This window comes from Telluria sp. Soil_C_11 (genome assembly GCF_057657395.1).
In genome coordinates this window covers 42,734-61,067 of the sequence record NZ_JBDGIN010000005.1, presented here as the reverse complement: position 1 = coordinate 61,067, position 18,334 = coordinate 42,734, and the positions used below count along the sequence as shown (strand labels likewise).

At 68.5% G+C, this 18,334-nt stretch carries 17 protein-coding genes; 5 read left to right on the top strand and 12 right to left on the bottom strand.

The genetic code is table 11. The annotated features are described in order from the left end of the window. Positions 1-4 precede the first annotated feature (4 nt). Positions 5-640, top strand: a complete 636-nt coding sequence (locus tag AC3A6M_RS10570) for a cytochrome c oxidase subunit 3 (RefSeq protein ID WP_487852681.1) — start codon at positions 5-7, stop codon at positions 638-640. A gap of 1 nt (position 641) precedes the next feature. Next, positions 642-968, top strand: a complete 327-nt coding sequence (locus AC3A6M_RS10565) for a cytochrome C oxidase subunit IV family protein (RefSeq protein WP_487852680.1) — start codon at positions 642-644, stop codon at positions 966-968. Between the two features lie 4 nt (positions 969-972). On the opposite strand, the gene AC3A6M_RS10560 is transcribed toward AC3A6M_RS10565, so the two are convergent. The 8 genes from AC3A6M_RS10560 to AC3A6M_RS10525 all read right to left on the bottom strand — a co-directional run bounded on the left by AC3A6M_RS10560 (position 973) and on the right by AC3A6M_RS10525 (position 10,541). Then, positions 973-2,160: a family 1 glycosylhydrolase gene (locus tag AC3A6M_RS10560; protein ID WP_487852679.1), complete on the bottom strand. Its 1,188-nt coding sequence runs from the start codon at positions 2,158-2,160 to the stop codon at positions 973-975. Beyond that, positions 2,157-3,317 (bottom strand): alpha-hydroxy acid oxidase, encoded by a 1,161-nt coding sequence (locus AC3A6M_RS10555; RefSeq protein ID WP_487852678.1) that lies wholly within the window; start codon positions 3,315-3,317, stop codon positions 2,157-2,159. Before AC3A6M_RS10555 ends, AC3A6M_RS10560 begins: the two co-directional genes overlap by 4 nt. A 12-nt stretch (positions 3,318-3,329) precedes the next feature. After that, positions 3,330-4,961: a GMC family oxidoreductase gene (locus AC3A6M_RS10550; protein ID WP_487852677.1), complete on the bottom strand. Its 1,632-nt coding sequence runs from the start codon at positions 4,959-4,961 to the stop codon at positions 3,330-3,332. Then, positions 4,961-5,575, bottom strand: coding sequence for a gluconate 2-dehydrogenase subunit 3 family protein (locus AC3A6M_RS10545; protein ID WP_487852676.1), 615 nt, complete (start codon positions 5,573-5,575; stop codon positions 4,961-4,963). The genes AC3A6M_RS10550 and AC3A6M_RS10545 overlap by 1 nt, the downstream gene beginning before the upstream one ends. Continuing rightward, on the bottom strand, positions 5,572-6,414 hold the full coding sequence (locus tag AC3A6M_RS10540) for a hypothetical protein (protein WP_487852899.1): 843 nt from the start codon (positions 6,412-6,414) through the stop codon (positions 5,572-5,574). The genes AC3A6M_RS10545 and AC3A6M_RS10540 overlap by 4 nt, the downstream gene beginning before the upstream one ends. Before the next feature lie 116 nt (positions 6,415-6,530). Then, the gene (locus tag AC3A6M_RS10535; RefSeq protein ID WP_487852675.1) at positions 6,531-8,315 is read right to left on the bottom strand and encodes a thiamine pyrophosphate-requiring protein; all 1,785 of its coding nucleotides are present in this window, start codon (positions 8,313-8,315) and stop codon (positions 6,531-6,533) included. Then, positions 8,312-9,325, bottom strand: a complete 1,014-nt coding sequence (locus tag AC3A6M_RS10530; RefSeq protein ID WP_487852674.1) for an SDR family oxidoreductase — start codon at positions 9,323-9,325, stop codon at positions 8,312-8,314. The genes AC3A6M_RS10535 and AC3A6M_RS10530 overlap by 4 nt, the downstream gene beginning before the upstream one ends. A 64-nt stretch (positions 9,326-9,389) precedes the next feature. Further along, positions 9,390-10,541 carry a GNAT family N-acetyltransferase gene (locus tag AC3A6M_RS10525; protein WP_487852673.1) on the bottom strand — a complete coding sequence of 384 codons (1,152 nt, stop codon included), beginning with the start codon at positions 10,539-10,541 and terminating at the stop codon, positions 9,390-9,392. Between the two features lie 31 nt (positions 10,542-10,572). On the opposite strand from AC3A6M_RS10525, the gene AC3A6M_RS10520 reads away from it, so the two are divergent. From AC3A6M_RS10520 to AC3A6M_RS10510, 3 genes are all read left to right on the top strand, one after another. Beyond that, positions 10,573-12,642: an NAD(+) synthase gene (locus AC3A6M_RS10520; RefSeq protein ID WP_487852672.1), complete on the top strand. Its 2,070-nt coding sequence runs from the start codon at positions 10,573-10,575 to the stop codon at positions 12,640-12,642. A 26-nt stretch (positions 12,643-12,668) separates the two neighbouring features. After that, positions 12,669-13,007: a P-II family nitrogen regulator gene (locus tag AC3A6M_RS10515; RefSeq protein ID WP_487852671.1), complete on the top strand. Its 339-nt coding sequence runs from the start codon at positions 12,669-12,671 to the stop codon at positions 13,005-13,007. 115 nt (positions 13,008-13,122) lie between these two features. Further along, the gene (locus AC3A6M_RS10510; protein WP_487852670.1) at positions 13,123-13,464 is read left to right on the top strand and encodes a response regulator; all 342 of its coding nucleotides are present in this window, start codon (positions 13,123-13,125) and stop codon (positions 13,462-13,464) included. A gap of 6 nt (positions 13,465-13,470) precedes the next feature. Here AC3A6M_RS10510 and AC3A6M_RS10505 read toward each other — a convergent pair whose 3' ends face one another. From AC3A6M_RS10505 to trxB, 4 genes are all read right to left on the bottom strand, one after another. Further along, positions 13,471-14,076, bottom strand: a complete 606-nt coding sequence (locus tag AC3A6M_RS10505) for a trimeric intracellular cation channel family protein (RefSeq protein ID WP_487852669.1) — start codon at positions 14,074-14,076, stop codon at positions 13,471-13,473. Positions 14,077-14,156: 80 nt separating this feature from the next. Beyond that, positions 14,157-16,349, bottom strand: coding sequence for an ATP-binding protein (locus tag AC3A6M_RS10500; RefSeq protein ID WP_487852668.1), 2,193 nt, complete (start codon positions 16,347-16,349; stop codon positions 14,157-14,159). A gap of 178 nt (positions 16,350-16,527) precedes the next feature. After that, positions 16,528-17,208 (bottom strand): Smr/MutS family protein, encoded by a 681-nt coding sequence (locus AC3A6M_RS10495; protein ID WP_487852667.1) that lies wholly within the window; start codon positions 17,206-17,208, stop codon positions 16,528-16,530. Positions 17,209-17,266: 58 nt separating this feature from the next. Continuing rightward, complete coding sequence (gene trxB / locus AC3A6M_RS10490) at positions 17,267-18,220, bottom strand: thioredoxin-disulfide reductase (protein ID WP_487852666.1); 954 nt, start codon at positions 18,218-18,220, stop codon at positions 17,267-17,269. Positions 18,221-18,334 lie beyond the last annotated feature (114 nt).

Below are 18,334 nucleotides of genomic sequence, written 5' to 3'. Positions count from 1 at the left end.
CCCCATGAGCACCAGGGTCGCCGAGCAGTTCAGCAGCCGCGAACAGCAGGCCTTCGCCGGCACCTTCGGCATGTGGGTGTTCATCGCCAGCGAGCTGCTGTTCTTCGGCCCGCTGCTGTTCGGCTACGTCTACCTGCGCACCCACTATCCGGCCGCCTGCGCCGCCGCCAGCCGCCACACCGACTTCCTGCTCGGCACCGCCAACACGGCCGTGCTCCTGACCAGCAGCTTCCTGATGGCGCTGGCGGCCCAGGCGGCCGAGGCCGACAAGCGCTCCCGCGCGGCGCGGCTGCTGCTCGGCGTGGCGGCGCTGGGCATCGTGTTCCTGGTGGTGAAGGGCTTCGAATACCATGCCGAATTCCAGGAACACCTGTTCCCCGGCTCGGGTTTTCGTGCGCAGGCGCCGCCCGGGATGGAGCTGTTCTTCCTGCTGTATTTCGCGCTCACCGGGCTGCACGCGCTGCACCTGACGGCCGGCATCCTGGCCTGCCTGGCGATGGCGGCCGGGCTGCGCCGCCCGGAACCGGCGGGGCCGTCCGGCGCGGCGGTCGAATTGGCAGGACTGTACTGGCACTTCGTCGACCTGGTCTGGATCTTCCTGTATCCGCTGCTGTACCTGGTCGGCAGGGCGGGGGGCTAGCATGGAGCGCAGCACGCGTCCCCTGGTCCTCACCTGGCTGGCGCTGCTGGCCCTGCTGGCGCTCAGCGCAGGCAGCGCCTGGATTCCGCTGGGCTGGATCAATACCGCGATCGGCCTGGCGGTGGCGACCGTGAAGGCGCTGCTGGTGGCGCTGGTCTTCATGCGCCTGCGCGCGGGCCATCCGCTGTTGCGGCTGACGGCGCTGGCCGGCCTGGCGACCCTGGCCCTGCTGTTCGCCCTGTCCGGCGCCGACTACGCGACCCGCAGCGAGGTGAAGGCGCCGTGGCAGCAGCCGTCGACGGTGGCGCCGCGCCTGGGCGCTTCCTGAAGCGTCAGGCGCAGAGCCGGGGGCTCCAGTCCGCGATCAGCTTGCCGAAGGCGCGTCCGACCGGGCGGATGTTCCGGTCCAGGTCGAACAGCCCGCGCGGATTGACCACGTTGCGCTGCTCGCGCAGTTCGATGTTCCAGTCGACCTGGTCGGTGACCGAATACCAGGTGAAGCCGGTCACCACGACGCCGGCGCGTTTCAATCCGCGCACCAGCGCCCATTGCCGCTCCAGCCAGGCACAGGCTTCGTTGCCTTCCGGACCCTGGTCGCGGTTGGTCTCGGTGTGCATCAGCGGCAGGCGGTAGCGCTCCACGTATTCCCTGGCGAGCACCGCGAAGCCCAGCAGTTCGTCGACCGGGCGCATGCTGCCGTCGGCCTCGACGTGGTGCTCGTTCGAGCGGTAGTAGTCGGTGCCGAGGATGCAGTGCTGGCGCAGCGCGTGGCTTTCGAAGAAGTGCAGGTCGTCCGGGGTCATGCCGTTGTCCAGCACGAAGCTGCGCAAGGCCGGTTCCAGCACCCGACCATAATTCAGGTCGAGCGAGAGGAAGCGCCGCAGGTTGCGCGTCTCCGCGAGCGGCTCCGCATCCGGCGCGCTGGCATGGAAGTATTCGCTCGACTCGCTCTGGATGAACAGCGCGTCCGGACAGGCGGCGCGGATCGCATGCATGGCCAGCTGGTTGGCCTTGACCAGGTGCTTGATGGCGGTGACGTAGGCGCGCTCGTCGCTCAACTGCTCGTTCCAGAAGCCGTACAGTGCGGAGAAGCGGGCGCAGACATACATTTCGTTGACCGGGGTGAACATCCGGATCCACGGATAGCGCCGCGCGAAATCGCCGGCGTAGCGCCCGAACAGCGCCGGAAAATCCGGGTTCTGGAAATTGCCGATCCAGTCCGGCACGCCGAAATGGCAGAGGTCCGCGATCGGTGCAATGCCCAGCTTCTGCAGTTCGGCGAAGGCCTGGTCGGCGAACTCCCAGTCGTAGCGCTGCGGCCCCAGCCAGCTGCGGTGCAGCGGTATGCCGTAGCGCAGCGTGCGGATGCCGAGTTGGGCGGCCAGCGCGAAGTCGGTGCGCCAATGCCGGTAGTGGCCGCATTCGTCCATCTGGTCGCGCCGGATGCGGCCATGGCCGATGGTCGGGTTGCTGTTCTCGATCCCGCTGGCGAACAGGAATGTGGACAGCTGCGTGCTCATCGCCGGCCTCCGAGGGGTGGCTGGGCGGTGACGACGCCGGGCGGCACCTCGGACACGCTGGACAGGCCGGCCAGCATCATGCAGTCGTGCAGCTCCTGTTCGAACAGCTCCAGCGCGCAGTGGACGCCGTCGCGGCCTTTCGCGGCCAGGCCATACAGGCAGGCGCGCCCGCTCAGGCAGGCATGGGCGCCGAGGCCGAGCGCCTTCACGATGTCGCCGCCGGTGCGGATGCCGCCGTCGAACAGCACCTCGATGCGGCCGCCCACGCTTTCGGCGATCTGCGGCAGCACCGAGATCGAAGAGGGCGCGCCGTCCAGCTGGCGCCCGCCGTGGTTGGAGACGACGATCGCATCGGCGCCGGCGTCGAGCGCGGCCCTGGCATCGTCGGGATGCATCACGCCCTTCAGGATCAGCTTGCGCGGCCACTGCCGGCGCACCCAGCGCACGGTTTCGAGGTCGAAGGTCGGGTCGAACTGCTCCTCGATCCACTTCGACAGCGAACCGACCGAGTGCCCGGCCTCGATCTCGTGCTCCAGGTTGCCGAAATTGTGGCGCTTGCTTCCGGCCATGCCGGCCAGCCAGCGCGGGTGGGTCAGCATCTCGAGCACGTTCTTCGGCGTGAGCCGGGGCGGCACCCCGAGCCCCTCCTTCTCGTCGGCCCAGCGCTTGCCCTGCACGTGCAGGTCGATGGTCAGCACCAGGGCCGAACAGCCGGCATGGCTTGCACGGCGGATCAGGCTTTCGTTGACCTTCTTGTCCTTCATGAGGTAGAGCTGGAACCAGAACGGCTTGCCGGTCGCCTCGGCCACGTCCTCGATCGAATTGATCGAGCAGGTCGAGAGGCAGTAGGGCACGCCGAAATCCTCCGCCGCGCGCGCCGCCTCGCATTCGCCGTTCGGCCACATCAGCCCGGCCAGCCCGGTCGGGCCGACCGCCAGCGGGATGCGCGCCGGATCGCCGGCCATGGTGGTGGCGGTGTCGCGCCGGGCCACGTTGCGCAGGCTGTGCTGGCGCAGCGCCAGCGCGCGCATGTCATCCAGGTTGCGCTGCAGGGTCAGCTGCTGCTCGCTGCCGCCGTGGATGTAGTCGAACAGCACCGGGGGCAAGCGCTCGCGCGCCAGGGTTTCGAGGTCGAAGATGCTGGCGATCTTGCTCATGGCTTGGTCCTGTCAAAGTTCTCCGCGCGCCGCGAGCATCCGGATGCGGTCGCCGATGCGGCAGGCCAGCGCCTGGATCGTGAGGGAGGGATTGACCCCGCCGCAGGTCGGGAACAGCGAACCGTCGCAGATCCACAGGTTGCGCACGTCCCAGCTGCGGCCGTCCTGGTCGACCACGCTGCTGTCCGGACTGGAGCCCATGCGGCAGGTGCCGAGGAGGTGGCTGGTGTCGTCGCTGGTCCACAAGTCCTTGCCGCCGGCCGCTTCCAGCATCCGGCCCATGAATGCCAGCGCGTGCTTCTGCATGCGGCGGTCGTTGTCGGAATACCCGAATTCGACCCTGGCCACCGGCAGGCCGTGGCGGTCGCATTCCTCGGCCAGGGTGACGCGGTTTTCGATGCGCGGCTCGGTCTCGGCCACCGCCACCAGGCCGCTCATGTGGTTATAGTCGAGCATCGCTTCGCGCAGCGCCATGCCCCACAGCTTGCGCGATGTGCACACCAGCTGGGCCCAGGCGCGCGGCAGCGGCCCCTGGCTCATGAAGGCATAGCCGCCGCTGAAGTCCTTGCCTTCGTCCATGTAGTTCCAGTGCTCGCAGACGGCCATGTTGGGCGGACCCTTGTTCCAGCGGATCTCCTCGTCGAAGCGCGCCCACACGCCCGGTCCCGCATGGGTGGTCAGGTGGGTGCCGACCAGGCCGGAGCCGTTCGCCAGGCCCTGCGGGAAGCGCGCGCATGCCGAATTCAACAGCAGCCGCGGGGTCTCGATCGCATAGCCGGCCACCACCACGTTGCGGGCGCGCTGGAAGCGCCATTGTCCGCTGCGGCGGTAGTGCACGCCGCCCGCCAGGCCGTTCGCATCCAGCTCGATGCGGCCGGCCATCGCCAGGTCGCGCACCTCGGCGCCGGCGCGCAGCGCGCGCGGGATCCACACCACCAGCGCGCTCTGCTTGGCATTCGTCGAGCAGCCGAAATTGCAGAAGCCGCGGTAGACGCAGGGCGGCGATGCCCCGCGCGGCGCGGAGACGGTGGCCAGGGGCACCGCCGACCAGGCCACCCCCATGCGTTCGGCGCCGCGCGCCAGCACCAGCCCGGCCGCGTTCATCTCGTGCTCGCGGTAGGGGTAGCGGCGGTGCGGCGGTCCCCAGGGATAGCGCAGTGGCCCGGCGATCGCCAGCGCGCGCTCGGCTTCCTCGTAGTAGGGCGCCAGGTCCGCATAAGTGATCGGCCAGTCGAGTCCATAGCCGAGCAGGCTGCGGGCGCGGAACCATTCGGGGCGGAAGCGCAGCGAGATCATGCTGAAGTGGACCGTCGAGCCGCCCACGCCCCAGCCGGAGTTGTTGCCGCCCAGGGCGATCGGGTCGGCGCCGGTGGTGAGACGCTCTTCCAGCCAGTACAGCTGCTGCTGGGCTTCCTCGTCGGAGGCGAAGTCCTCGAGCGGGCGCCAGAACGGACCGGCTTCCAGCACGACCACGGAAAAGCCGGCTTCGGCCAGCTTGCACGCCAGCGTGGCGCCGCCGGCGCCGGCGCCGACGATCGCGAAGTCCACCGCTTCATCGTCCGGGTATTCGCGCATCGGCATCCAGCCGCCGCGTTGGAACACGTCCGGCGCCCGGCCGTCTCCGGTGCGTGGCCGGCGTTCCATCAGCCTGCCTCGCGTGCGTGGTCCGCCTCGCGCGCCTCCCAGGGGTCGCGTCGGCCGGCGCCGAGGCGCACATAGCCGCGCGGGCTGGCGGGGCCGCCGAAGCCGATCTCGTTCCAGGCCCATGGATGCGCGTAATAGATGCCGGCCGCGGTCTTCAGCAACATCTGCGTGAAGAAGCGCTCCGCATGCAGGACCTGCCATTGCGGCGAGCGGACGTCGTTGCCGGCCAGCGCCTGCAGCAGCGCGTCCTGGGCTTGCGCATCGAGCGCGGCGAAGGATTGGCCGTGGCGCAGGCGGGCTTCGTCGGCGAGGGCGGCCAGGCCGGTGCGCCAGGCCTCGCGCAGGGGCGGCATGTCGGGATGGCGGAAGCCTTCGCCCACATTGTCGTGCAACATGGCGTCGATCCAGGGCGTGATCGGGATCGGCTCGGCGCGCTCGGGCTGGGGCAGCAGGCGCCGGTTGACGGCTTCCAGCAAGTCCCACTCGGCGGGGTCGAGGAAGCGGCGCGGCGGGACCTCCTGCAGGCGCCGCGCCAGCACTTGCCGCGTGGTGTCGTCGAAGGACGGGCTGTCCCATTTGGCCAGCACGTCGTAGCCGGGGTAGCGCGTCTTCACACCGCCTCCCTCGGCATGCCGTCGCGCGCATGCAGCGCCAGCGCGGCGCGCCCGGCCAGCGCCAGCGCGGAAAAGCTGGGAGGCGCGGGCAGCGGCGGCCCGCTCAGCAGGTTCTGGCTCCAGTTGCGCCAGCCGCCCATCTGGCGGGCGATGCCGCGCGCGTGCAGGGCGACGCCGGCCGCCCCGAGCCAGGCGGTGGCGGCCAGCCAGGCGCGCGCCAGGCGCGATGGCGCAGCGGGCGCTCGCACTGCACTGGCGGCCAGCAGCGCCGCGCCGACCGGCGGCAGGCCGACCGGCAGCCACATCGCCGGGTTGTGGTAGGCGCCGCGAAAGTGCAGCAGGGCCGCTTCGAGGCTGGTGCCGGCCAGGCCGGCGGCCGCCAGCAGGCCCAGGGCGCGCCCGCGCGGCAGGCGCGCCAGCGTCGGTGCGCCGCGTCCGACCTTGCGTGCGGCCAGCCCGAACAGGCCGGCCAGCGACAGCGCTGCCGGCGCCCCCAGCGGCGCGGCATAGAACAGGTTGGCCCAGCACAGGCCGCCGGGCCGGCGTAGCACGTTATAGGCATGAAAGCCCAGTCCCGCCGCGCCGATCGCGCAGGCCGCGCCGAAGGGAAGCGGCGATGTCGGGCGGGCCGGCCGGCGCGCGGCCCGGGCCGCGGCTGCCAGCGCCAGCGTGCTGCTGGCCAGCGGCGCGAACATGCCCGGATTCTCGAAGCCGCCGCGGTAATGTTCGAGCGCGCTGTCGCTCAGGACCGAGGCGGCCAGCATGGCGGCGGACAGGTAGAGCTGGCCGGCGGCGCGCGCCTCCGGATCGCGCGGGCGCGGCATCGGTGGCGGCCGCATGGGCGGCTGCCGGCGCGCGGACAGCAGCGCCGCCAGCGCGGTCGCACAGGCGAGCCCGAGCGCGGCGGCGCCGAGCGCGCGTGCCGCCGGACCTGGCGCCGCCGGCACCGCATGGGTCACGATTTGTCCTTCGGCAGGATGCCGCTCAGCACCTGGCGCGCGACCCCGACCAGCATCGAGCCTTCCTTCGGGTCGCCTTTCACGATGGTCTCCATGAAGGACCTGGCCTGCTCCAGGGTGATGTGCGAGGGCAGCGGCGGCACCTCGGGGTCGGTCCTGAATTCCAGTACCACGGGGCGGTCGGCGGCCAGCGCCTCGCGCCAGGCGGTCGCGACTTCTTCCGGGTTGTCGCAGTAGATGCCCCGCAGGCCGATCAGCTCGGCGAACTTGTGGTAGGGCACGTCCGGGATCTGCTGGGTGGCGTCGAACTTCGGATCGCCTTCCATCACGCGCTGTTCCCAGGTCACCTGGTTCAGGTCGCCGTTGTTGAAGACGCAGACGATCCAGCGCGGATCCTTCCACAGGCGCCAGTATTTCGACACCGTGATCAGCTCCGCCATGTTATTCATCTGCATGGCGCCGTCGCCCACCATCGCGACCACGGGCCGGCCCGGATGGGCGAACTTGGCGGCGATCGCGTAGGGCACGGCGGCGCCCATCGAGGCCAGGCCGCCGGACAGCGAATACATCTGGCCGCGCCGCACGCGCAGGTCGCGCGCATACCAGTTGGCGCAGGAACCCGAGTCGCTGGTGACGATGGCGTCGGCGGGCAGCTGCGGCGACAGTTCCCAGGCCACGCGCTGCGGATTCAGCGGGTGGGCCGGCTGCAGCGCGCGGTTCTCCAGCACCTTCCACGAGTCGCGCACCTCGCCTTCCACCTGGCGGCGCCAGGCCCCGTCCTTCTGTTCCAGCAGGGGTAGCAGCAGGCGCAGCGTTTCCGCGCTGTCGCCGTGCAGGTTGACCTCGGCCGGGTAGCGGATGCCGAGCATGGTCGGGTCGATGTCGATCTGCACCGCGCGCGCCTTGCCTTCCTCGGGCAGGAACTCGGCGTAGGGGAAGCCGGAGCCGATCATCAGCAGGGTGTCGCAATGCGTCATCATCTCCCAGCTGGCCTTGGTGCCGAGGATGCCGATCGAGCCGGTGACCCAGGGCAGGTCGTCGGGCAGGGCGGCTTTGCCCAGCAAGGCCTTGGCGGCGCCGGCCTGCAGGCGGTCGGCCACGGCGATGACTTCGTCGGTGGCGCGCAGGGCGCCGGCGCCGGCCAGGATCGCCACCTTCTTGCCGGCGTTCAGGACCTCGGCCGCGCGCCGCAGGTCCACCTCGTGCGGCACCACGCGCGGTTTGGCATAACCAATGCCCGACTGGACCGAGCCGTGCTTGCGTGGCGGGTCTTCGTAGGGCAGTTCCTGCAGGTCGCCCGGAAGGATCAGCACGCCGACGCCATTGCGGCCCAGCACGGTGCGCATGGCGCGGTCGACCAGGTGCCGCACCTGGGACGGCACCTCGGCCTCGTAGACGTAGTCGGCCACGTCCTGGAACAGGCGGTCCAGGTTGACTTCCTGGGTGTAATGCGCGCCGCGCGCGGTGCGCGGGGCCTGGCCGCAGATCGCCAGCACCGGCATGTGATCCAGCTTGGCGTCGTACAGGCCGGTGACCATGTGGGCCGCGCCCGGTCCGCCGGTCGACAGGCAGACCCCCGGCTCGCCGGTGAACTTGGCGTGCGCGGACGCCATGAAGGCCGCCATCTCCTCGTGCCGCACTTGTATGAATTCGATCTTCCGCCTGGACCGCTGGAGGGCGCCCAGCACCCCGTTGATGCCGTCGCCAGGGTAGCCGAAAATGGTGCGTACGCCCCAGTCGTACAGGCGTTCGACGAAGAAATCACCGACGGTCTTGCTCATCCTCTTCTCCTGTTCAGGTTCCGGCGCTTCAATCCGTACAAGCCCACACCCAGCGCGGCCCCGGCCCACAACAGGCCGCGGTGCTTCGCGGCCCAGAATTCCGGACTGCGCTTCCAGGCGCCGCGGTCGAAGCTGCCGTGGGCCGCGAACGGTCCCGGTACCGGCGTCCACAGGTTGTTCGGCCGGTCGGCCGGAATCGGTTCATCGGTCTGCTGCCCGGCGATGCCGGTGCGCGCCAGGTAGCGGTCGAGCAGGCGCGGCACGAATTTTTCGGCCAGCACCGCGCCCAGGGTCGGATAGCCGACGCAGATCTCGGCGCGGTTCGCATGCGCGGCCCAGTAGATGGCGCGGCCGGCGACTTCGGGCTGGTAGGTGGTGCCGGTCGGCTTCGGGTGGCGCGCCAGGGTGGTCTTGCACCATTCGAACTGGGGCGTGTTCACCCCCGGCATGTCGACGATCACCAGCTTCACCCTGCTGTGCTCGTGTTCGAGCTCGGTACGCAGGGATTGCGTGAAGCCCTTGATGGCGTGCTTGGCGCCGCAGTAGGGCGACTGCAGGGGGATCGAGCGGTAGGCGAGGGCGGAACCGACCTGCAGGATGGTGCCGCGGTCGCGCGGGCGCATGCGCTTGAGCGCGGCCATCGTGCCCCAGACGAAGCCGTGATAGGTCACGTCGGTGACGCGGCGGAAGTCTTCGGGGGCGATGTCGACGAAGGGCGCGAACATCGTCGCCATCGCATTGTTGATCCAGATGCCGATCGGGCCGAGTTCCCGTTCGGCGCGCTCGGCGGCGGCTTCGAGCTGGGCATGGTCGGCGGTGTCGGCGGCGATGGCGATGGCCTGCGGGGAACCCAGCCGTTCCGCCTCGGCCCGCGCCGCTTCCAGCCGTTCGGGCTCGCGTGCGATCAGGGCGATCCTGGCGTGGTGGCGGGCGAATTCACGGACCGCCGCGCGCCCGATGCCCGCGCTCGCGCCGGTGATGACGACCACTTCCCCCGTTTTGTCGGGCATGGCTTTCCTCGCGTTTGCCTGGAGGAGGAAAGCTTAGCACCAAGCGGCGGGGGACCGCGATCCATTATGTTTGTGCAAATGTATTTGGTTTGAACGGGTTTCGGTCGTTCAACTCGTCGATATAGTCGTCGATTCCGCCCGTCTCGCGTTCCAGGAAGCGCTCCACCGCGTCCGCGAACGAAGGATGCGCCAGCCAGTGCGCCGACCAGGTGCGGGTCGGCAGGAAGCCGCGCGCCATCTTGTGCTCGCCCTGGGCGCCGCCTTCGAACACCTGGATGCCCTGCTCGATGCAGAATTCGAGGGGCTGGTAGTAGGCGGTCTCGAAGTGCAGGCAGGGCACGTGCTCCAGTGCGCCCCAGTAGCGGCCGTATAGCGTGGTGGCGTCGTGCACGACCAGGGAGGCGGCGATCGGCGCGCCGTCGCGCTCGGCGATCACGAGCAGCAGGTTCTGCGGCATCTCGCGCCCGATGCGGCGGAAGAAGTCGAGGTTCAGGTAGGGCTTCGAAAAATGCTCGGCGTAGGTGTGGCGGTAGCAGCGGGTGAAGAAGCGCCAGTCGTCATCAAGGGCATCGCGCCCGCGCACGCGGCGCAGCGTCACGCCGGCCTCCCGCACCTTTCGCCGCTCGGCGCGGATGTTCTTGCGCTTCTTCGGCTCCAGCGTGGCCAGGAACTCCTCGAAGTCCTTGTAGCCCTGGTTCATCCAGTGGAACTGCACCCCGCTGCGCAGCAGGTAGCCGGCATCGCCCAACTGCTTCGCCTGCGCGTCGGGCGGGAACAGGATGTGGGTCGAGGACACGTCGGACGCCTGCTGGGTGGCCTGCAGGACGTCGATGAGGGCCGCGCGCGCGGCCTCGTCGCGGGCCAGCAGGCGCGGACCGGTCACCGGCGTGAACGGAATGGCCGACAACAGCTTCGGATAATAATCGAGACCGTGGCGCTGGTAGGCGTCGGCCCAGGCCCAGTCGAACACGTATTCGCCGTAGGAGTGGCCTTTTACGTAGAGGGGCAGGGCAGCGGCCAGCGCATCGCCGTCGTAGAGCGCGATGAATTGCGGCTGCCAGCCCGTTTCCGGCGTGGCGCTGCCGGACTCGTGCAGGGCGTGCAGGAAGGCGTAGGACAGGAAAGGGTTGGGCTGGTCCTGCAGGGCGACCAGCCCGTCCCAGGCCGCTTGCCCGATCTCGGACAGGGAGGAAGCGATATGCGTGCGATAATTCAAGATGACTTCCGAATAATGAAAAGCTGAACAAATGGATACGCGATTCTTTAACCTGTATTCGCACGATTTCGCGCGCGTGGCAGTCGCCAGTCCGCGCTGCCGCGTGGCCGATCCGGCGTTCAATGTCCAGGAAACGCTGAAGCTGGCGCGCGCGGCGGCGGACCGCGGCGCCGTGCTGGTCGCCTTTCCGGAACTCGGCCTGTCCGCCTATACCTGCGACGACCTGTTCCACCAGCGCGCGCTGCTCGACGCCGTGCTCGCCGCGCTCGCACAACTGGTCGAGGCCTCGCGCGAGTTGCCGCTGGCCATGGTGGTCGGCGCGCCGTTGCGCGTGAACCATGTGCTGTTCAACTGCGCCGTGGTCGTGGCCGGCGGCAAGATCCTGGGCGTGGTGCCGAAAAGCTACCTGCCCAATTATGGCGAATTTTACGAAAGCCGGCAGTTCAGCGCGGCGGATAACGCGCCAGTGGACCGCATCGCGTTGCTGGGCCAGGACGTGGCCTTCGGTCCGGAGCAGCTGTTCGAATTGGAGAACATGCCGCTGTTCCGCTTCCACGTCGAGATCTGCGAAGACGTCTGGGTGCCGGTACCGCCGTCCTCCTTCGCCGCGCTGGCCGGCGCCACCGTGCTGGTCAACCTGTCGGCGTCGAACGTGGTGGTGGGCAAGAGCGGCTACCGCCACCAGCTGGTGAGCCAGCAGTCGGCGCGCTGCCTGGCGGCCTACCTGTACACCTCGGCCGGCCTGGGCGAATCGACCACCGACATGAGCTGGGACGGCCAGTCCCTGATCTACGAAAAGGGCGACCTGCTGGCCCAGTCCGAGCGCTTCCTGGACGATTCGCACATCATCTTTGCCGACGTCGACCTCGAGCGCCTGTCGGTCGACCGCATGCACACCACCACCTTCGCGCAGTCGGTGCGCCGGCATGCGCCTGAAGTCGAAAAATTCCGCGTGCAGCGCTTCGCCCTCGCGCTGCCGCTGGACAGGGACTTGCCGCTGGCGCGCACGATCGAGCGCTTCCCCTACGTGCCGGCTGCGGCCGCGCGGCGCGACGAGCGCTGCACCGAGGTCTACAACATCCAGGTCCAGGCCCTGCTGCAGCGCCTGCAGTCGTCCGGCCACAAGAAGGTCGTGATCGGCGTCTCCGGCGGCCTGGATTCGACCCATGCGCTGCTGGTCTGCGCCAAGGCCATGGACCGCCTCGGCCTGCCGCGTTCGAACATCCTGGCCTACACCTTGCCGGGCTTCGCCACCAGCGAGAGGACCTTGCGCCAGGCGCGCGCGCTGATGGACGTGGTCGGCGCGACCGCCCACGAGATCGACATCCGCCCCAGCTGCATCCAGATGCTGAAGGACCTCGGCCATCCGTATTCCGAGGGCCGGGAAGAATACGACGTCACCTTCGAGAACGTGCAGGCCGGCGAGCGCACCAGCCACCTGTTCCGGCTGGCGAACCACCACCATGCGATCGTGATCGGCACCGGCGACCTGTCGGAGCTGGCGCTGGGCTGGTGCACCTATGGCGTGGGCGACCACATGTCGCACTACAACGTGAACGCCAGCGTGCCGAAGACCCTGATCTCGCACCTGGTGCGCTGGGTGGCCGATACCCACCAGATCGGCGACACGGGCTCCGACGTCCTGATCGCCGTGCTGGAAACCGAGATCAGCCCGGAGCTGGTGCCGGGCAAGACCGGCACCGGCAAAGAAGAGGGCAAGCCGGCCCAGGTGACCGAGGACTTCATCGGTCCCTACGAGCTGCAGGACTTCAACCTGTATTACACGCTGCGCTACGGCTTCGCGCCGGCCAAGGTGGCCTTCCTGTCGTACAGCGCCTGGCGCGACCGCAACGCGGGCCCCTGGCCGGAAGGCGGCAGCCCGGCGCGCAACGAGTACGGACTGGCGGCGATCAAGAAGAACCTGGGCATCTTCCTGTGGCGCTTCTTCAAGACCAGCCAGTTCAAGCGCTCCTGCGTGCCGAACGGGCCGAAGGTCGGCAATGGCGGATCGCTGTCGCCGCGCGGCGACTGGCGCGCTCCCAGCGATTCGGAAGCCGTGGTGTGGATGGCGCAGCTGGACCAGATCCCCGACGAGGGATAACGATCAAACCTGAAAGGAGAGAAACAATGAAACAGATTACCTGCGTGATCAAGCCCTTCAAACTGGACGAGGTGCGCGAAGCGCTGGCGGAAGTGAACGTCACCGGCCTCACCGTCACCGAGGTGAAGGGCTTCGGCCGCCAGAAGGGCCATACCGAGCTGTACCGCGGCGCCGAGTACGTGGTCGACTTCCTGCCCAAGGTGAAGATCGAGGTCGTGGTCGACGACGGCATGACCGAGCAGGTGGTGGACGCCATCATCAAGGCCGCCCGCACCGGCAAGATCGGCGACGGCAAGATCTTCGTGCAGGAGGTCGAACAGGTGATCCGCATCCGCACCGGCGAGACCGGCCCGGACGCGGTCTGAAGCGGCGTCATCAATTTGATCAAATCCGCTTGTCGTTTCGACCAGCGCCATGTTACATTTGCGTTTTTGAAATGTCACATTGGCCGAAGGGCCGAACTGCACGCGGGCCAGACCATTGAAGCACATCCTGATCGTCGACGATGAAGAAGCGGTAGGTTACGTCATCCAGCGCTATCTGACCATCAAGGGCTACCGGGTCTCGGTGGCCTACAGCGGCGAACAGGCGCTGTTGGCATTCCGGGCCGAGCGGCCCGACCTCGTCATCACCGACTACAAGATGCCCGGCATGCATGGCGACGAGCTGCTGCACCGCCTGCGTGCGCTCGACCCCGCGCTGCCGGCGATCATGATATCGGCGAATCCGATCGATGTCGGACCGGTGCTGGCCGGGGTGGCGTTCTTCGCGAAACCGGTCTCGCTCGAGATCCTGGCCGAGCACCTCGCGGCCAGTCTCTGACGCGGTTCAGCGGCCCAGCTGCAGGTTGAAGCGCCAGGTCAGCAGGCGCAGGCCGCTGATGAAGAGGGCGCTCGACCACAGCGCGAATTCCCTGGGAACGTCCTGCATCCCCATCAACAGGAACAGCCAGCAGCCGAGGAAGGCGCAGATGGCGTAGGGTTTGCCGTCGCGGAAGACCATCGGCACTTCGTTGCACACGATGTCGCGCAGCACCCCGCCGAAGATCCCGGTGATCACCCCCATCATCGAAGCGATGAACAGGGGCATGTGGGCGTCCTGCGCGGCCACCACCCCGGCCACCGAGAACAGCCCGAGGCCGATCGCGTCGGCGATCACGATCAGGCGTTCGGAGACGATGTGGCGCAGCGTGCGCATCAGCGGCGAGGCCACCAGGGCCAGCACGAAGATCAGGATCGCGTATTCCTGGTGCTGGACCCAGAACAGCGGACGCCTGTCGAGCAGGATGTCGCGCAGGGTGCCGCCGCCGAATGCGGCGATGAAGGCGACGGTGAACACCCCGACCAGGTCCATGCGCTTGCGCCGCGCTTCGATGAAGCCGGAGAACGCAGCGACCAGGACTGCGGTGATTTCGATGACGGTGACCAGTCTCATGCAATGTGGGCGAGTGGCGATGTTGCTAGACTAACATGCCAGGCCCGGCAGCAGGGAACCGGCGCGGTCCGTGGCCGGGATCACGCCTGGCGTGCGAGCGGCAGGCGCACCGTGAACACCACGCGTCCGTTCCCGCCCGCGCCGCCGGCTTCATGGCGGTAGGCGATCTCACCGCCGTGTTCGCGCACGATCTGCTGGGCGATGTAGAGCCCGAGGCCCATGCCGGTGCGGTTGCGCGGATTGTTCAGCGAGCTGCGCTTGAAGGGGTTGAACAGGCCGGATTCGATCTCGTGCGGGATCGGCGCGCCCGCGTTGGCGATGGCGATGGCGGCCTCGCCGTCCGCGCGGCCCAGCCGGATCTCGATCGGCTGGTTCGGCTCGCCATGGTGGCGCGCATTGCTCAGCAGGTTGGACAGCACCTGGCCGAGGCGGCCGCTGTCGGCCATCACCACGGCCGGGTCGTCGATGCGCAGGTCGTACACGATGGCCGGGTAGGCCAGCTGCGCTTCCTCGACCATGTCCGCGACCAGCGCCGCCAGGTCGACCGGCTCCAGCGCCACGCCCAGGTCCAGGCCGCGGTCGATGCGGCTCATGTCCAGCACCTGGCCGATCATGCGCTGCATGCGGTTGCTGGACGACTGGATGCGGCGTCCCAGGGTGCCGCTTTTGTTGCCGCCATCGGTCTTTTCCAGCACCATGCCGGCCATGTTGATCGAGTGCAGCGGGTCGCGCAGGTCGTGGCCCAGCATCGCCAGCAGCTGGGCGCGAGTGGCCTCGAGCTGGGCCCGGCGCGCATTCGAGACGCGCGCCAGCTCGCCCAGGGTCAGGCGGGCATGGGCCAGCACGCCGTCTTCCCACTCGTGGGCGCAGCCGCGCACGGTCTCGTGCCAGGCGTCGAAGGAGCCGCGCGGGGTCAGGCGCTCGCCCATCGGGCCATAGGTTTCGCTCTTGTCCGGCTTGCCGCCCCAGGCGACCTGTTCGATCTGCTCGGGACGCAGCAGCAGGCACCAGCCGTTGCTGGGCGGGTCGAAGGGCAGGCCGAGCATGCCGGCCCACTTGCCCAGGCCTGCGCGCGCATCCGCCGGCCAGTCGTCCAGGCAAGCGCGCGCCAGCAGGTCGTGCGCGCCTTCCGGCAGCGTGGCGGCGATCGCTTCGCCGCAGGATTGCTCGACGCCGCGGCACACGACCCGGCCGTACTGGGTGGCGACCAGGGCCCGCGCATCGGTCGAGGCCATCAGCCCGTCCGCGTGCTTGACCAGGGCGTCGAGCGGATCCTCTTCCAGCAGCAGCGATTCGACCAGGCTGGTGCGCACCGCGGCGGCGCGTGCAACCAGCTCGGCCTCCTGGCGCGATTCCAGGCCCTGGATGGTCGACGCGATGACCTGGGCCAGCACGTCGGCCGCCATGCGGATCGAGTAGGGCACGCGCTTCGGGCCCATGTGGTGGCAGGCGATCAGGCCCCACAGGCGGCCGTTGATGACGATCGACACGCTCATCGAGGCGCCCACGCCCATGTTCTGCAGGTATTCGATGTGGATCGGCGAGACGCTGCGCAGCACCGCATGTCTCATGTCGAGCGGCGCGGCATCCGGCGCGCCGAGCAGCGGCACGGCGTCGTAGGTGACGTCGGCGATCATGCGCAGGGTGTTCAACACGTACAGGCGGCGCGCCTGCGGCGGGATGTCGCCGGCCGGGTAGCGCTGGCCCAGGTAGGGCGTCAGGTCCTCGCGGCGCGCCTCGGCCACCACGTCGCCGCTGTCGTCGGCGCGGAAGCGGTAGGCCATCACGCGGTCGAAGCCGGTAAATTCACGCACCTGGCGCACCGCGGTGTCGAGCAGGGCATCGACGGTCTTCTGGCGGCGCAGGCGGTCGATCGAGCTGTGCGCCTTGATCGCGAACTGGGCGACGGTATCGGTGGCGACTTCGCGCGCCTCGAATTCGGCGATCACGCGGCCCTGGCTGGCGTGCACCACGCAGTCGTATTCGGCCGCGCCGATGACGATGGCGGCGACCATCGGCGCGGCCTCGCCCTCGCTCATGGCGTCCAGGCATTCGCGGACCAGTTCGGCGACGCCCTCGGGCAGGCCGAGTCCGGCGAACGGACGGCCGGCTTCGAGCGGGAGGGCGAGCGTGGCGGGAGCGTTTTCGCTCCAGCCTTCGAGCTCGCCTGCGGCGGTGAAGAAGAGCAGCGCTCCGTGCGGCTGGATCGAACCTGGGACGTGGATCGGTTCATCTGCGCAGTTCTGCAGATCGACACGCCGGGGGGCGCCCATTGGCACTGGAGGTGTGGACTTCAATTCGTATCATCCCTTCTCATGCAGGGCCCCGGCGGCGCTGCTTGGGCAGGATTTTACAACTTTCGCACCTTTTCCGTCCTGCGTTCCACAAATAAACCCAACAATCAGGGCTTTCTGAGCCGTATTACATAGAAAAGGTGAACAAATGTAAAAGTCAGTCGTCGCCTTCGAGGGCGGGCCGCAGCAGCACGACCAGGGCGCCATTGCCGCCGTCCGTGCGGCCGGCAACGCAGAAGGCGACGGTTTCCGCGGTCTGCACCAGCCAGCTGTGCACCATGCCGCGCAAGACCGGCTCGCCGCCCGCCGAGCCATAACCGACGCCATGGATGATGCGTACGCAGCGGACCCCGTTCTTGGCGGAGCGGCGCAGGAAGGCATCCACCATGCGCCGCGCCAGGTCGCGCGTGTAGCCGTGCAGGTCCAGCTCGTCCTCGACCTGCCAGTGGCGCTTGCGCAGCTTCTTGACGACGTCCGGCCCGACGCCCGGCGCCGACCAGCTCAGGGTCGGGTCTTCGTCGAGCAGGCCGTCGACGTCGAACTGGTCGGACAGCATCGATTCGCGCAGCACCGCCGCGACCTCGTCCTCGGGAAAGCGGGGACGCTGGCCGGTCGACGAGGCGCGCAGCTCGGCTTCCTGGGCCGGGCGCCAGACGTAGCGGTCCGATTCCGGCATCGGCTTGACGTCCTTGACGGCCGCGCGGAACTCGGTCGCGTTCTCGCGTTCGATGCGTTCGCGCCGCTCGCGGATGGCCTTTTCGATGGCGCGCTGGCGCTGGTCTTCCTTGAGCTGGTCGCGCAAGGATTTGAGGTCGGAGAAGTCTTTCAAGCCCGCCATGTCGTCTCGTCGCCCCGCGCAAATAAAGTCGTCGCCCCCGCGCAGGCGGGGGTCCAAGTTATTCCAAAGCTTCCAGGTAGCGCTGCGCATCCAGCGCCGCCATGCAGCCCGTGCCCGACGAGGTGATCGCCTGGCGGTACACGTGGTCCTGCACGTCGCCGGCGGCGAACACGCCTTCGACGCTGGTGGCCGTGGCCATGCCCTCGGTGCCGCTGCGGGTCTTGATGTAGCCGTTGTGCATCTCGAGCTGGCCGTCGAAGATGCCGGTGTTCGGCTTGTGGCCGATCGCCACGAACAGGCCGTGCACCTTGATCTCCTTGGTCGCTTCTTCGGCCGTCGACTTCAGGCGCAGGCCGGTGACGCCGCTGGCATCGCCCAGCACCTCGTCCAGGGTGTGGTTCAGTTCCAGCACGATCTTGCCTTCCTCGACCTTGTGCATCAGGCGGTCGACCAGGATCGGCTCGGCGCGGAACTTGTCGCGGCGGTGGATCAGGGTCACCTTGCTGGCGATGTTGGACAGGTACAACGCCTCCTCGACCGCGGTGTTGCCGCCGCCGATCACCGCGACTTCCTGGTTGCGGTAGAAGAAACCGTCGCAGGTCGCGCAGGCCGACACGCCCTTGCCCATGAATTCCTGCTCGCTCGGCAGGCCCAGGTACTGGGCCGAGGCGCCGGTCGCGATGATCAGGGCGTCGCAGGTGAATTCGTGCGAATCGCCGACCAGGCGGATCGGTTTCTCGTTCAGGAAGGTCGTGTGGATGTGGTCGAACACGATCTCCGTATTGAAGCGCTCGGCGTGCTGCAGCAGGCGCTGCATCAGTTCCGGACCCTGGACGCCCAGCGGGTCGCCCGGCCAGTTCTCGACGTCGGTCGTGGTCATCAGCTGGCCGCCCTGCTCGACGCCCGTCACCAGCATCGGGTTCAGATTGGCGCGCGCGGCGTAGACGGCGGCGCTGTAGCCGGCCGGGCCGGAACCGAGAATCAGGACTTTGGCGTGTTTACGAGTCGTCATTGCAGGAATTCGTCTTATTGGTGGGGAAAGGGAACTGGGGCCGAAAAGCCGCTTTATCAAGGGCAGTTGTGGCGCACATTATAGTCGATCATGCACGCGAGCATGAATCATGGG